Annotated in this window: 14 protein-coding genes; 10 read left to right on the top strand and 4 right to left on the bottom strand. The window is 57.1% G+C overall.

Annotation, left to right across the window (positions count from 1 at the left end; all coding sequences use genetic code 11):
* Window positions 1–32: 32 nt before the first annotated feature.
* The gene (locus ACFCXQ_RS12330) at window positions 33–746 is read left to right on the top strand and encodes an SRPBCC family protein (RefSeq protein WP_379550995.1); all 714 of its coding nucleotides are present in this window, start codon (window positions 33–35) and stop codon (window positions 744–746) included.
* Window positions 747–891: 145 nt separating this feature from the next.
* Complete coding sequence (gdhA, locus tag ACFCXQ_RS12325; protein ID WP_379550993.1) at window positions 892–2,253, top strand: NADP-specific glutamate dehydrogenase; 1,362 nt, start codon at window positions 892–894, stop codon at window positions 2,251–2,253.
* Window positions 2,254–2,268: 15 nt separating this feature from the next.
* On the opposite strand, the gene ACFCXQ_RS12320 is transcribed toward gdhA, so the two are convergent.
* Window positions 2,269–3,687 (bottom strand): H-type lectin domain-containing protein, encoded by a 1,419-nt coding sequence (locus tag ACFCXQ_RS12320; RefSeq protein WP_379550991.1) that lies wholly within the window; start codon window positions 3,685–3,687, stop codon window positions 2,269–2,271.
* 394 nt (window positions 3,688–4,081) lie between these two features.
* On the opposite strand from ACFCXQ_RS12320, the gene rpsM reads away from it, so the two are divergent.
* From rpsM to ACFCXQ_RS12280, 8 genes are all read left to right on the top strand, one after another.
* Window positions 4,082–4,450: a 30S ribosomal protein S13 gene (rpsM, locus tag ACFCXQ_RS12315; RefSeq protein WP_379550989.1), complete on the top strand. Its 369-nt coding sequence runs from the start codon at window positions 4,082–4,084 to the stop codon at window positions 4,448–4,450.
* A gap of 74 nt (window positions 4,451–4,524) precedes the next feature.
* Window positions 4,525–4,914, top strand: coding sequence for a 30S ribosomal protein S11 (gene rpsK, locus ACFCXQ_RS12310; protein ID WP_170011529.1), 390 nt, complete (start codon window positions 4,525–4,527; stop codon window positions 4,912–4,914).
* 123 nt (window positions 4,915–5,037) lie between these two features.
* Complete coding sequence (locus ACFCXQ_RS12305) at window positions 5,038–6,093, top strand: DNA-directed RNA polymerase subunit alpha (protein ID WP_379550986.1); 1,056 nt, start codon at window positions 5,038–5,040, stop codon at window positions 6,091–6,093.
* 141 nt (window positions 6,094–6,234) lie between these two features.
* Window positions 6,235–6,690, top strand: a complete 456-nt coding sequence (gene rplQ / locus ACFCXQ_RS12300) for a 50S ribosomal protein L17 (RefSeq protein WP_379550984.1) — start codon at window positions 6,235–6,237, stop codon at window positions 6,688–6,690.
* A 111-nt stretch (window positions 6,691–6,801) separates the two neighbouring features.
* The gene (locus ACFCXQ_RS12295; protein WP_379550982.1) at window positions 6,802–8,190 is read left to right on the top strand and encodes a serine hydrolase domain-containing protein; all 1,389 of its coding nucleotides are present in this window, start codon (window positions 6,802–6,804) and stop codon (window positions 8,188–8,190) included.
* Window positions 8,191–8,276: 86 nt separating this feature from the next.
* Entirely contained in the window at window positions 8,277–10,415 is a 2,139-nt protein-coding gene (locus tag ACFCXQ_RS12290) for a prolyl oligopeptidase family serine peptidase (RefSeq protein ID WP_379550980.1), read from the top strand.
* Between the two features lie 155 nt (window positions 10,416–10,570).
* A complete protein-coding gene (locus ACFCXQ_RS12285) occupies window positions 10,571–11,113 on the top strand; it encodes a hypothetical protein (RefSeq protein WP_379550978.1) in 543 nt (180 codons plus the stop codon).
* A gap of 139 nt (window positions 11,114–11,252) precedes the next feature.
* Window positions 11,253–12,002, top strand: a complete 750-nt coding sequence (locus tag ACFCXQ_RS12280) for a hypothetical protein (RefSeq protein ID WP_379550976.1) — start codon at window positions 11,253–11,255, stop codon at window positions 12,000–12,002.
* Between the two features lie 6 nt (window positions 12,003–12,008).
* On the opposite strand, the gene ACFCXQ_RS12275 is transcribed toward ACFCXQ_RS12280, so the two are convergent.
* From ACFCXQ_RS12275 to ACFCXQ_RS12265, 3 genes are read right to left on the bottom strand one after another with little or no spacing between them, the layout of a single operon-like run.
* Window positions 12,009–12,650 (bottom strand): trimeric intracellular cation channel family protein, encoded by a 642-nt coding sequence (locus tag ACFCXQ_RS12275; protein ID WP_379550974.1) that lies wholly within the window; start codon window positions 12,648–12,650, stop codon window positions 12,009–12,011.
* Entirely contained in the window at window positions 12,647–13,324 is a 678-nt protein-coding gene (locus ACFCXQ_RS12270; RefSeq protein WP_379550972.1) for a PepSY domain-containing protein, read from the bottom strand. Before ACFCXQ_RS12270 ends, ACFCXQ_RS12275 begins: the two co-directional genes overlap by 4 nt.
* A gap of 18 nt (window positions 13,325–13,342) precedes the next feature.
* The gene (locus ACFCXQ_RS12265; RefSeq protein WP_379550970.1) at window positions 13,343–14,677 is read right to left on the bottom strand and encodes an amidase family protein; all 1,335 of its coding nucleotides are present in this window, start codon (window positions 14,675–14,677) and stop codon (window positions 13,343–13,345) included.
* Between the last annotated feature and the right edge of the window lie 39 nt (window positions 14,678–14,716).

Here is a 14,716-nt window from a genome sequence, read left to right as displayed (position 1 = left end):
ATCATTAGCCGTGTGGTTTCACAAGGGCGGCGATGAGAGGGACATTTCGAAATTTAATCTTTGTCGGTGCCGCGATCGCTGGTGCCGCTTTCGCTACGCCGCTCTCGGCCGAGGTGGTCGAGACAAGCGCTACAGGCTTTGTCACGCGCGATACCGCCCGCGTTGCCGCTACGCCGCTTGAAACCTGGCTTGCACTGATCAAGCCCGGCGATTGGTGGAATGATAATCATAGCTGGTCTGGCGATGCCTCTAATATGACGCTGGTGCCGCAAGCTGGAGGATGCTTCTGTGAGCGTATTCCTGGCGACGATGCTGATGGCGGTTTTGCCATGGATGGCAGCTCAACCCATATGACGGTGATCCAGGCGTTTCCTCTTCGCGTTCTCCGCATGCGCGGCGGGCTAGGGCCGTTGCAGGGCGAGCCCGCGACGGGTATCCTGACGATTACGCTCAAAGAGATTGAGGGCGGCACGCGGGTGCTGTGGGAGTATAATGTTGGTGGGCCCATGCGGTTTGAGATCGACCAGATTTCCAAGGCTGTCGATGGGGTTATGAGCGAGCAATTACGCGGACTTCAGTCGCATTTGGGTGCGCTCGATGGAGAAGACGAGCCGGGACCTGCCGAAGGGGCTGGTCCGCCGGAAAGCGGTGAAAGTGCGACTCCGCCCGACGAGGCGTCCGAGCCTTCAGAAGAGGGGGATGCCAGTTTGGAGGAGCAGATCGACGCGCTCGCGAATGATGAGTAACTAACGCCGCGTTTGCTGCGAACATAGGACCGTCAGCAGGCGGCAAATTTTGGAGTGCCCGCTAAATTACTGGGCACCGGTCGCATTGATGTAACAGCCTTCTACATGGTTGCTTCCATGTAGCAGGAAACAGGAGAATGCGACGATGGCTTCAGTGTACGACCGGCATGTTGACCTTAACCAATTCATGGAGGGCGTGAAAAAGCGTAATCCAGGGCAAACCGAATTTATCCAGGCAGTCCAAGAGGTCGCGCAGGATATTTACGAGTTTATCGAGGATAAGGAAGAGTATCACGAAGCGCAGATCCTACGCCGGATTGCTGAGCCTGACCGTGTTGTTTCCTTCCGCGTGTGCTGGGAAGACGACAATCACAATATCCGCGTGCAGCGCGGTTTCCGCATTCAGAACAACAACGCCATCGGCCCTTATAAGGGCGGTATCCGCTTCCATCCCAGCGTCAATGAGAGTGTGCTCAAGTTCCTAGCTTTCGAGCAGACTTTCAAAAACTCGCTAACCGGCCTGCCGATGGGCGGCGGTAAGGGCGGGGCGAACTTCAACCCGCGCGGCAAAAGCGATGCAGAAGTCATGCGCTTCTGCCAGAGCTTCATGACTGAACTCTATCGCCATATCGGCCCGGATACCGACGTGCCCGCTGGCGATATTGGCGTTGGTGGTCGTGAGATTGGCTATATGTTCGGTCAGTACAAGCGTATCACCAACCGCTGGGAAGGGGTGCTGACGGGCAAGGGGCAGGAATATGGTGGCTCGCAAATGCGCCCCGAGGCCACGGGGTATGGTGCGGTCTATTTCCTGCAGAATATGCTTAAGCACAAAGGCGAGGACGTAGAGGGTAAAACCGCTGTTATCTCCGGCTCAGGCAATGTCGCGACCCATGCCGCAGAGATGATCACAAAACTTGGCGGCAAGGTTCTGACGCTGTCGGATAGCGGTGGCTTTATTCACGATCCTGATGGCATCGATCAGGAAAAGATCGACTGGATCAAGCACCTTAAAAATGTGAAGCGCGGCCGGATCAGCGAATATGTTGATGAGTTCAAGAGCGCCGAATATCATGAGGATGCTCGGCCATGGAGCGTGAAATGCGACCTAGCGTTGCCGTGTGCCACGCAAAACGAGCTTAGCGCAGACGAGGCTAAGGCGCTGGTTGATAACGGCGTCCAAGGCGTGTCGGAGGGCGCCAACATGCCGACTACGCTCGAGGGTGTGAAGGTCTTTCACGATGCGAAAATTATGTACGGCCCGGGCAAGGCGGCGAACGCCGGCGGTGTTGCGGTGTCCGGGCTTGAGATGAGCCAAAACTCAGAGCGGATCAGTTGGAATCATGAGCGGCTTGGTGAGATGCTGACTGATCTGATGAAGGGCATCCATGAGAAATGCGTCGAGTATGGCGACAACGGTGACGGCTATGTCGACTACGTGAAGGGAGCGAACATCGCCGGTTTCAAGAAGGTCGCAGATGCCATGCTGGCGTTTGGGGTCGTCTGATCTGAGGCGCTTTGATTAGCGGATGCGTGCGCGCAGCCGTAGCTCAAAGCTGGGCGCTCCGCTCCCGCTGTCAGGTGCCATAAACCCTGTGGGTATTGCTCGCACAAAGCGCACATTCGGGTCTGTGCCATCGCCGCTATCCACTGGTTCATAGCCAAAATTAACGCCGTCGGTTGAAAAATCATAGCAGTCGGTAGTGCTCGCGAATGTCGCAAAAGTACACGTCAGCGCGCTTGCCGGGCTACCCTGTTGGAACTCGACAGGCCCGCTTCCCGGCGCACCGAAGTCGGCAAGCACCAAATCAAGATCATCGGGCAATTGCTCAGTCACCAGCACACTGTTTTGGTTCGGCGGTGAGTTTCCCGTGTTGCTGATAGTGATGAGGTAATCGACTTCAGCCTCAGGCGTTGCAAAGTCTCCGCCGCGCCCGTCATCAATCGCAATTCGCGTCTTGGTGATGTTCAAATCTGCCTCGAGCAGCGCATGAAAGCTCTGTGAGAACGAGATGATCCCGGCTTGCTCCGCATCGCCAGTAGCGACACCTCGCTCATTGTCCTGATCGCGGTCCTCATCCACCCTCAAGGTGATGGTTGTGCCGTTGATGGCGCAATAGCGCAGCCAACCGCCATCAGCATTGTTGCGACTGAGCTTCTTGGCCACCACAATCGGGTTCCCACCCGATTGGCCATGGGAGTTGCTGAAGCATCCGTTGTCCCAACCGCGGATGTTCGCCGATGTCGTGCTCGCCGCCCAATTGATGGTTGTGCCGCCAGTGTCGGGAAATGAGCCGCTTCCTCCGTTCGGGAAGGCGATCCAGCCAATCTGTTCGGTGCTTGGGAAGGGGCCGCTGTTTGCCTGACTGCGATCAATCGCCAGCTGAAAGCCGCTTATCGAGGGGCTTTGCGCGATTGAGGTGATGTGCGGCCTGGAGCTCTGGTTCGCGACACTGCGCGTCTCGCTGTTCGCCGTCTGAAGTTGGTGGATAATCGTCGGCGTAGAACCGAGTGGGGAGGAAAAGCTGATGTTTGCCCAACTGGCTGTTCCGCCCGTAAACCCGCTGCCAAATTGCACATTGCTGATGCTGTTTCTGCCAACTTCAATCACGGTCCCATCGGGCAAGACATGACGGCCGACCTCAATAGCGATGTAGTGTGTCACCATGACGATATGGCGGCCATCCCAATTGTCCGGCTCAAGCGCCAGCTCATCGAAGCCTGTAGTGGTTACGTTGGTGATGCGGATCGAGGCCGAGTTGTTCCCATTTGAGGAGGGGATGGCAATAACGACCGGCGGTGTGTCGAAGGCTTGTTGAAAATTCACCCGCACCGGTGACTGGTTGTCAAAGGTATCATGGGCGGTGAAAGTTCCGGCTTCGATACGGCCCGCATGGGCAGGTGTGATGACTAAAATCAGACATGCGAATAGGCCCGCCAACCAGGCGGCGCTAAGCCTCTGATTATTCGCACCTTGCGTCACAATAGGTGATTTATCGCATTGCATGGTTGATCAAGCGTTAGAATTTCGGCTCCGAGGTGCCCGATTCTCGCCAGTTTCGTGTTTCTGAGGAAAACTCTTGTAAACTGCAGAAGACTGCCCATTTCGCTCGCTGAAACAAACGGCGAGAACGCAGCAGTTGACGCGGGCGGCGAATCGCCCTAAGCGCGCGCTTCATTCGACATTTATGGTTGAGTCCGGCCAGCAGCGCACTTTTGCACGCTATCCGGGCTTTTTGCGTTAAGGCGCTGCGTAGTGTCGGTTGGAACTGAAGCGATGAGATGGGGTGGCCAGCCTAAATTCTGGTTAGACCCTGTGGAGCATGGAGAAGTAAGTGGCTCGTATTGCCGGGGTAAATATCCCCACAAATAAGCGCGTAATTATTGCGCTCACCTATATTCACGGAATCGGCCGTACTGCCGCTGTCCAGATTGCTGAAAAGCTGGGCATTGATCAGTCACGCCGAGTGCAGGACCTTTCTGATGAAGAAGTGCTGCGTATTCGTGAGACGATCGATGCAGATTATACAGTGGAAGGCGATCTTCGCCGTGACACTGCGATGAATATCAAGCGCTTGATGGATCTTAGGACCTATCGCGGCCTTCGTCATCGTAATGGTCTGCCTGTGCGCGGTCAGCGTACGCACACTAACGCCCGCACCCGCAAGGGTAAGGCCAAGCCGATCGCCGGCAAGAAGAAGTAAGCTTTTCGCCTTGGGGGCAACCTGGGGCGCTTAGGCTTTTTCCTTCTTGAACATATTTAAGGAAGACCAGAACAATGGCACGCGAAGCAGGTCGGGTTAAAAAACGCGACAAGAAGAACATCTCAAGCGGCGTTGCGCACATCAACGCTAGCTTTAACAACACAATGATCACCATCACCGATGCTCAGGGCAATGCGATTAGCTGGTCCAGCGCGGGGATGATGGGCTTCAAGGGTAGCCGTAAGTCAACGCCTTATGCTGCTCAGGTTGCTGCAGACGATGCTGGCAAGAAGGCCGCCGAACACGGTGTCCGTACGCTGGAAGTCGAAGTGAAGGGGCCGGGTTCGGGCCGCGAAAGCGCGCTGCGCGGTCTCGCCGCAGTCGGTTTCACCATCACATCAATCCGCGACGTCACGCCGATCCCCCACAATGGGGTGAGGCCGTCAAAACGCCGCCGCGTCTGATCCGTATTTGCCTGGCGAGTGGTTCTGCCGCTCGCTGACACACCAAACGGACCGGACGCGCTATCGCAGCGCTTCCGGCTTGTTTGCATCGATACCCGCCATAGTGCGAATTAGGGGAAATTCATGTCCGTCAACACCAAGAACTGGCAGGAACTCAAGAAACCCAATGGCCTTGAAATCAAGGAAGGCGGCGACAAAGTCCGCAATGCGACATTTGTTGCAGAACCGCTCGAGCGCGGCTTTGGGCTGACGCTTGGCAACGCCCTGCGCCGCGTGCTGCTTAGCTCGCTGCAAGGTGCTGCGATCACTTCGATCAAGATCGAGAACGTGCTTCACGAGTTTTCATCGCTTGCGGGCGTCCGCGAAGATGTGACCGACATCGTGCTGAACGTGAAGCAAATCGCGCTCAAGATGGAAGGTGAGGGCGTCAAGCGTCTGCAACTTTCCGCAACGGGCCCTGCTGAAGTGAAAGCTGGCGATATCGCTGTGTCCGGCGACATCGAAGTGATGAACAAGGATCTGGTGATCTGTCATCTCGACGAAGGCGCCACGCTCAATATGGAGCTGACCGCTGACGTGGGCAAAGGGTATGCGCCCGCTGTTCAAAACCGTCCAGCAGATGCGCCGATTGGCCTGATCCCGGTCGACAGCCTCTATTCGCCTGTCCGTCAGGTGAGCTATAAGGTTGAAAACGCGCGTGTTGGCCAGGAGCTCGATTATGACAAGCTCTCGCTGACTGTTGAAACTGATGGCACGATTTCGCCAGAAGATTCGGTGGCTTACGCTGCGCGCATCCTGCAAGATCAGCTGACGCTGTTCGTCCACTTCGAAGACGGCATTCCGCAGCCTTCGAGCGCAATGATCGGTCAGGCCGCTGAGCCAGCTGAAAGCGACACTAATCAGCTCAACCGCTACCTTCTCAAGAAGGTCGATGAGCTGGAATTGTCAGTTCGCAGCGCAAATTGCCTGAAGAACGACAACATCATCTACATCGGCGATCTGGTCCAGAAGACCGAAGCCGAGATGCTGCGCACGCCAAACTTTGGCCGCAAGTCGCTCAACGAGATCAAGGAAGTGCTTTCGAGCATGGGCCTTCGACTGGGTATGGACATTCCGGGCTGGCCACCTGAAAACATTGAAGAAATGGCCAAGAAGCTCGAACAAGAGCTGCTGGGTTAATCAAGGTTCCGGCGGCGCACCTTAAGCGCCGCCAGCTACGGGCTACCTTATACGGGCCCATAACGAACACGTCCGATCCCTTCACGGGAAAGTGGGAACCGGTTTCCCGCCCGGAAGGGTCGGCAAGGAAGGAAGAATACAATGCGTCACGGAATTTCACAGCGTAAGCTGAGCCGTAAGTCGGGCCACCGCAAGGCTCTGTTCCGCAATATGTCAGCTGCGCTGATCAAGCACGAACAGATCAGCACAACTCAGGCTAAAGCGAAAGAGCTGCGCCCTTATGTTGAGAAGCTGATCACGCTCGCAAAGCGTGGCGGCCTGTCCAACCGTCGTCTGGCCATGGGGCGTTTGCAGGACGAAACGCAGCTGAAGAAGCTGTTTGAAGTTCTGGCTGAGCGCTATTCTGACCGTGAGGGCGGTTACACCCGCATCATCAAAGGCTCAATTCCAGGCAAAGGCAAAGCTGGCGGTGGCTATCGTGGTTCCGATGCTGCCAAGATGGCGATTATCGAGCTCGTTGATCGCGATCCAGATGCCAGGGGTCAAGACAGCGGCCCAGTGATGAACGCGGATGAAGAAGAGTTCGCTGAGGCGTAAGACTTTTCGATTTTGGAGCGGGTGGCTCCGGGACATAACAAAAAATAAGAGGGCTGGCGGAGCGATCTGCTGGCCCTTTTCTTTTGGGCAGGCGGGGCTACCATACGCGGCATGATCCGTTCTTCCCTTGGCGCACTCGCGCTACTCGCCGTCACTACATCTGCATCTGCCCAATCGGCGCAAGAACAACTCGATACGCGTTATGATCGCGCGCTAGCTGCTGGATATAAAGCGCTGTTTCTGTGCAGCGCGCTCGGTAATGCGGAGCGTAATGGCACCACGCGGACGCCCGAAAGCGTCCATGACTGGGAGCTGACCGGCATTCAGGCGCCGCTCGATGATATCATTCGAGACTTGCCGTATACTGTTGTGCGCGGCGAGGACGGCGTGATCGACCATGTCGAGGTGACATGGGACGAGGCGATGCCGCCGCGTTTTGCCGCGCTATATGGGGATGGCGGATGCTCGATACTGCCCATTTCGGCGACTGAATATTGGGCAAATCCTGCGCGGGCGGGTTTTGATTTTACTATGCCAAGTTCGGATGAAAGGACCACGGGTGAGGAGCAACAGCCAGTGCGAACGCGCTACCGGGTCAGCGAAGTAGCCAAGAGTGCTTTCAAAGAACGATATGGAGAGGGAACCCGCTCAACCGCGGTTATTGTCACGAAAAATGGCGATCTCCATTGGGATGAATATGCGGATGGCTTCGACCCGAAAACCCCGCAGCGCACCTGGTCCGTCGCCAAGAGCATTGCTGCGACACTTGTGGGCGCAGCGGTTCATCGCGGCGAAGTGGATGTGAGCGAATCGGCAGGGCTAGGCATTCATATTTATGACCCGCGGTTCAACATTACGGTCGATCATGCTTTGCGGATGGCCTCTGGGCGCTATTCCGATACGGCGGGCAACCGCACTGATCCGCTCTATTGGGGCGGGACGACGGTGACGGAGCGAGCGGAGAATTGGCCGCTGCTGCATACGCCAGGAACAGTTTATCGTTATGCCAACAATGACACATTGGCGGCGGTTCAGGCCATCGAGCATACGTTTGAAGAGAACCCGCCGGCCAAGCTCTTCGCCGAGTTAGGGATGTATAACACTGTCGCTGAGGCCGATTGGGAAGGCAATTATGTGCTCTCCAGCCAAGTGTGGTCCACCGCGCAGGATTTGGCGAAATTGGGCCAACTCTATCTTGATGACGGCGTGCTCCCTAATGGGACACGCATTCTGCCAGAAAACTGGCGCGAATATGTCTCGTCGCCCAGCGGTCCGCAGCCAGCGGGGCGTCCGTTCGGCTATGGAGCGGGGTTCTGGTTGCTCAATAATTCGGAGGGCGTTCCGGCAGATACATTCGCGGCATTTGGCAACCGCGGGCAATATGTCGTGATCGTGCCAAGCCGCAATGTCGTGATCGTGCGTCGGGGTGAAGACCCGGTGGGCAGCCGCTTTGATATCGCTACTTTTACGCGCGACGTGTTGGCTGCGCTTGGGAATTAGCGCTAATTGCTAAGCCAGTTGAAACCGAATGCCGTCCAACTGCGTTGTATATTCAAACATGTCCGTAAACAGAGGATGTCCCCAAAATGCTTCGTAAATCACTGATGACAGGTGCTGCTATCGCAATTCTCGCCACCACCGCACAGGCTGAGAGTATTGCCGTGCCCGAATATCCCGAAACATACAGTCAGGACGTGGTGGAAACGATCTTTGGCGAGGAGGTCGCCGACCCCTTTCGTTGGCTTGAGGATGACGTCCGTAACAATCCAGAAGTCGCCAATTGGGTGGAACGCCAGAATAGCGTCAGCGGCGCATACCTTGAACAAATGCCAGCCAATGCCTGGTTCAAAGGCAAAATGGGCGAACTGTTAAATTTTGAGCGCTTCGGGACCCCAACGCGCGCAGGCGAACACTATTTCTACTCTTACAATTCCGGCCTGATGAACCAGTCGCAATATTTTGTGCGTGACGGCCTTGATGGGGAAGGGCGACTGCTCCTAGACCCCAATGAGTGGTCAGATGATGATGCGACCGCGCTAGCGGGCACCGCTCCATCGAGCAGCGGCAAGTATCTCGCATATGCGATCCAAGATGGTGGGAGCGATTGGCGCACTATACGCTTCCTCGATGTTGCGACTGGAGAGGCGGTTTCGGACGAAATAAACTGGGCCAAGTTTACCGGAATGCAGTGGGTCGGCGATGAGGGGATCCTTTATTCGCGCTTCCCAGAGCCCGAGGAAGGGCAGGATTTTCAGGCCCGCAATTTCAATCAAGCGGTCTATTTCCACCGAATTGGCACAGATCAAAGTGAGGACCAGCTGGTTTATTCTACGCCGGATCGTCCGGCGCTGGGCCATGTTGGACTGACCACGGATGATGGCCGCTTCGCGATTATCCTGAGCCGCGAGGGGACCGAGGCGAAGCAGGAAGTGCACGTTGTCGATCTGGCCAAGCGCGATGAGATGGGATGGAAGCCGCGCACGCTGGTTGGCGGTCTCGATCATGAGTGGAACCCGATCGAATCTGTCGATGGCACACTTTATTTCATGACCAATCAGGGCGCTCCAAAATACCGGATCGTCAGCATCGATATGGACGCGCCGACGCTTGAGTGGAAAACTGTGATTGCCGAGAGCGATATGCCGATTTCCGGTGCATCGATCGTTGGCGGTAATCTGGTTGTGGAATATCTCAAGGATGCCTCTTCGCAGGCGATGATCTTCGACCTTGAAGGCAATATCCGCAGTGAAATCGCCTTGAACGGGTTGGGCAGCGCTGGCGGATTTGGCGGTTCCCCCAGTTCGTCAGAGACGTTCTATAGCTTCACCAGTTTTAACCGGCCTTCAACCGTTTACCGACTTGATCTTGAAACCAATGAAACGGCGATCTTTGCGCAGCCTGAGCTGACCTTTGACCCTGATGATTATGTGGTAGACCAGGTATTCTATCCGTCCAAAGACGGGACCAAGATCCCGATGTTTATCGTGAAACGCAAGGACGTGACAGGGCCTGCCCCGACGCTGCTTTATGGGTACGGCGGTTTTGATATCTCGTTGACACCGGGCTTTTCATCCAGTCGGATGGCTTGGATGGAGGCGGGCGGCGTCTTTGCACTGGCCAATATTCGCGGCGGAGGTGAGTATGGCAAGGCATGGCATGATGCGGGGCGGCGCGCCAACAAACAAAACGTGTTCGATGATTTCATCGCAGCAGGCGAATATCTCAAGACAAACGGTATCACGAGCGAGGAAGGTCTTGCTATTCAGGGCGGCTCCAATGGCGGCTTGCTGGTTGGGGCAGTGGTCAATCAGCGGCCAGATTTGGTGAATGCAGCCAATGCCGCCGTTGGCGTTATGGACATGTTGCGTTTCGATCGATGGACTGCTGGACGGTACTGGGTCGATGATTATGGCTATCCAGATCGCGAAGAGGACTTCAAGATCCTGCGTGCCTATTCGCCTTTGCACAATATCCGTTCTGGGGAGGAATATCCGGCCATGCTGGTGACCACGGCAGATACGGATGACCGCGTGGTCCCCGGGCACAGCTTTAAGTATACCGCTGCCTTGCAGGCTGCTGATGTTGGTGACAAGCCTCAGATCATCAGGATTGAGACTCGGGCAGGGCACGGCTCGGGCAAGCCGATTGACAAAATCATCGAAGAATATGGCGATATCTTGAGCTTTTTGGCCTTCCACACTGGCCTAGAGGTGCCTTCAGAATAAGTTTTTACCGAGGGTGAGATTGCGTATGTTCAGGTAAGTGCGTGTTTTTATGAACATTGTCTGTCGAGGCAATTCAGCGTGATCTCACCACGGCTTGGCTAGTCAGTTTGTGAAGCCGGAGCAATTCAGCCCCGGCCGAACGAAAGGATGAACCAATGAAGACCATTTCCAAAGCTCTTGCCGGGACCGTTGCCGCTGGCGCGATGGCGATGACTTCCACACCTGCATTTGCAGATGACTACCGTGAAAAACGCGGTGTCGATGCAGGGGACATCATCGCTGGTGCTGTAATCCTAGGTGGGATCGCTGCTGTTGCTTCGGCCGTTGGGAAGAAAGACCGCTATCGTGATCGCGGTTACTATGGGAACAATCACTATCGCGGTGACCGCTACAATAGCGGCAATTATCACCGCAGCAATTACAATGCCCGCCGGGGTAATCCGCGCCGCGCCGTTGAGCGTTGTGTCCGCACCGCAGAGCGTCAAGCGCGCCGCTTTGGTGGGTTCCGCTATGCCGATGTCACTGACATTCGCGACGTTGATCGGACCCGCTACGGCTTCCGCGTAAAGGGCCGCATTGTGGTCGAAGGCGGCCGCGGCTATGGCCGAGGCTATTCCGATCGCGGCAAGTTCACCTGCTTCGTGCAGGGCGGCAACCGGCCTCAGGTCAACTTCCGCAAGATCCGCGGTCTGCGTTGATCGCTAGCCGCACTCTCCACTAACCACCACTGGCGGTTCAGGCTCTTGACAGCCTGAGCCGTCTAGGTGTGCAAGCATTCTAATACAAAGTCCGTCAGGGTGGGGCGGGCCAAATGGGGCAAACCCCAGGGGCAAACCTATGAAGAATTCTCTGAAACTCGCGAGCGCGCCCGCACTTCTTGCAGCCGCTGCTATGGTCGCAACGCCCGCTGCAGCGGCAGAATTGCCAGCGCCTGCAATGGGCAATAAGAACTACGCACCAAGTCAGGCATGGACCGTGGAATCTGAAACAGTGAACCGCTACCGGCACTATCGCGGGTGGCGCGGCTATCGCGGTTATCGCGGTTACCGGCATCGCAACCGGATTGGCGTGGGTGATGTGATTGCCGGTGCGGTCATTATTGGCGGGATCGCTGCGATTGTGAATGCGGGCAATAAGAATAAGCGCCGCTACCGCGATCGTGACGAGCGCTACCGTGATCGGGACTATCGTTATGACAATCGGCGCGGCGACTCGCGGCGTAGCTCTGCTGGCAACGGACTGAGCAATGCTGCCTCCATCTGCGTGAACGAAATTGAGCGCGATGTGCGCGTCGAAAATGTGGATTCGGTCAATCGCACCGGCGCGGGCTGGGAGGTGGCCGGCACGCTGTACAATGGCGAGCCTTTCACCTGCCGGATCGACAGCAATGGCCGTCTCGACGGAGTGGACTACGGAGTGCGCGGTGCCAGCTATGCGCCAGCGCAGGACAATCAGCATAGCGATACGCGCTATCAATCCGCTTGGGCTGATGTCGATCGGCAGAGCGCTAATCCGGCGTCTGCAGCGCCAAGTGGTCAGCAGCCGGCCTATCCCGGCGGGCCTATCGACGGCGATCTCGAGCAGTAAGACTGGCTATTCAGATGCAGATTTATTCGCGCTGTCCTTGTAGGAGGGCAGTGCGATTTGCCATCTGATAGCGGCAGCACGCAGCGTGAACCCCGCAGCAGTCGCCACGCTCCAGACCCAAACGCGTGGGAGCTCAGCAAGCTCGCCCGCCACCGCCAGCGTCGCGGAAAGAGCAGCGGCGGTAACATAAAGCTCTGGCCGCATAATGATTGATGGGCGTCCCGCGATCACATCACGAATGATGCCGCCTACCGTTCCCGTCACAATCCCCATAAGCACCGCGGGAATTGGCGGCACGCCGTAACTCAAGGCCTTGGCCGCGCCGATCACGGCATAGGCGGTAAGGCCCAGTCCATCGGCGATATCGAGCAGTCTGCCCTCCCACCAGCGTGTTGGTGTAAACCACGCGATGAGCGCGGTGGCGAGGCAGGCGGCGGCGACCCACGGGTCCGTCATCCAGAAGACTGGCGCATCAATCAGCAAATCGCGCACTGTGCCTCCACCGACGCCGGTCACCAGCGCGAAGAAGGCCATGGTGACGAAGGTCTGCTTTTCACGTGCAGCGACCAACGCGCCGGTCAGCGCGAAGATCGCAATGCCCGCGATATCTAGGGCGTCGAGTAGCGGAGTGAGGACAACCTCATTCATGCGGGGCTGCTTCGGCGTTTCTTACGTTTGCGGAACATCAGGATGACGCCCGCCAGCGATCCTATGACGCCTAGCGCAGTAAAGATAATCAGGATCGGATGGCTGCTGTCTTCGCGGGTCTCCAAATCCATGATGTGCAGACCCCAGGCAAAGTCGAAGATCCGCCACCAGCGCGTGCGCACAGCCTCAATCTCGCCCGTGTCGCGCCCGATATAGATATGTGCGCCATCTTTCAACGCGACTTGCCAGACCGGTTTCGGGCGGCGGAAATCAACCGGCACTTCATCGGCGTCAAAGAAGGTGACCGAACGTATTCTCTCGCCGCCCTTGATGCGCTCTGAAACAATCTGGCTGGCATCAGCGGCGGTTATCGCGGGGATCGCCTCGCCCGTTGTCATATCCACGCGAGATGCCGCGCCATCAAGCCCCGTCAAAAGAGCGACGGCCCGGCCATTCTGCATCACCACGCGCATCTCTTTGAGGTTTGTCTCGGCGGAAGCGATTTCGCTATCCGGCAGCACAAGCGCCTGCTCCGCCTGCTCAATCCGCAAATGATTGCCGCGCACTTCTTCTATCGGGCGGCTGACCATGATTAACCCCGTGACGGTCCACATGAGCACTGGAATGCCAAAAGCCCAGGCAAGCCAGATGTGCCATTTTGCAAGAAGTCGCATTGGGGGATTTCCGAAAGGTTATGAGTGCAGCAGCGCCCCTATTTCGGTTGCCGCCGCGATGCAATCAAGATCCGACCACTTGGGCCCCATCACCTGCATACCGCAGGGCAGGCCGCCGACATCGCCCACCGGTAGCACTGTGGCAGGTAAGTTGGGGAAGGTGGCAAGGCCTGCCCACGCAAGACCATCCGCGGCCCGGTGCACCTTGTCATTGATGGTCACATCGCCCTCGAAAAAGGCTTTGTCGCGGTGCTCAAACGTCACGATTGGCGCCGGCGGTGCGAGTACAAAATCATACTCTTGGAAGAACACTTCCCAAGCGAGCTCATTGCGCGCTTGCTGGTCCAGCAGGTTGAACCAGTCGGTAGCGCTGGCGCTTTTGCCATCGGGGCCGGGTGCGCCGCGCGCCATGGCGACACCGAGCATGCGCATATAGTCTTCGTTTTGCGCTTTGAGATCGGGCAGGGCGCTGGTCGCGTGATCGACCCGCGCACCTGCGCTCTCAATGGCTTTCGCAGCGCCTTCGATTAGGCCGCGCACGTCATTATCGACTTCGCTGATAGGATGCTCGACCAGCAGCAGGAAGCGGCAGTCCTTAAGCGGTTTTGTTCGTTCGCGCAGCGGAACGCTGGCCGTGAGCTGCGTCAAGATCTGCAGATCATCGCCATTCCGGGCCAGCGGCCCAGCAATCGACAACACGCCATCATGCGCGCCTTTGCCTGCCATCATCGGATGGTCATGGCCATGCTTGCTGACGAGCCCCCAAGTGGTCTTGTGCCCCCAAACGCCGTTGAAATGCGCGGGAACGCGCACCGAGCCGCCGATATCTGTGCCAAAGTCACAGGGGACCATGCCGCTCGCGACCGCTGCGGCTGAACCACCCGATGATCCACCCGCGCTGCGGTCATGATCATGCGGATTGTTGGTGCGGCCATAGACCGGGTTCAAGCTTTGCCAATCGGTGAGGTCGACCGGCACGTTGGTTTTGCCGAGGAAGACAGCACCCGCGGCCTTTAATTGGCGGACTACCACCGAATCCTTCGCTGCGATATTGCCCGCAAACTCCTGATGCCCCCAACAGCTGGGAAGACCAGCAATTTCGAAGCTTTCCTTGATTGTCATCGGCACACCAAACACCGGTTGATCAGGGCTGGGTTTCTGACCGTCCATCGCCTTGGCTGTCGCAATGGCTCGTTCAAAGTCGCACACCGCAACCGCGTTCACATGCGCATCGAGCTTCTCGATCCGCGCAATCGCATCCTCAACCGCCTCATGCGGCGACATATCACCTGCGCGGATGGCTGCGGCCGTTTCCAGCGCCCCAGGTTTGTCAGTCAGCCTCGGATACGTCATCGGAGTGTCTCCCTCGCCAGCAAGGTAATAGCGATCAGC

It is taken from the genome of Qipengyuania rhodophyticola, from assembly GCF_042493225.1.
GTDB lineage: Bacteria > Pseudomonadota > Alphaproteobacteria > Sphingomonadales > Sphingomonadaceae > Erythrobacter.
The sequence above is the reverse complement of the archived record's forward strand: the minus strand, read 5'-3'. Positions and strand labels throughout refer to the sequence as shown.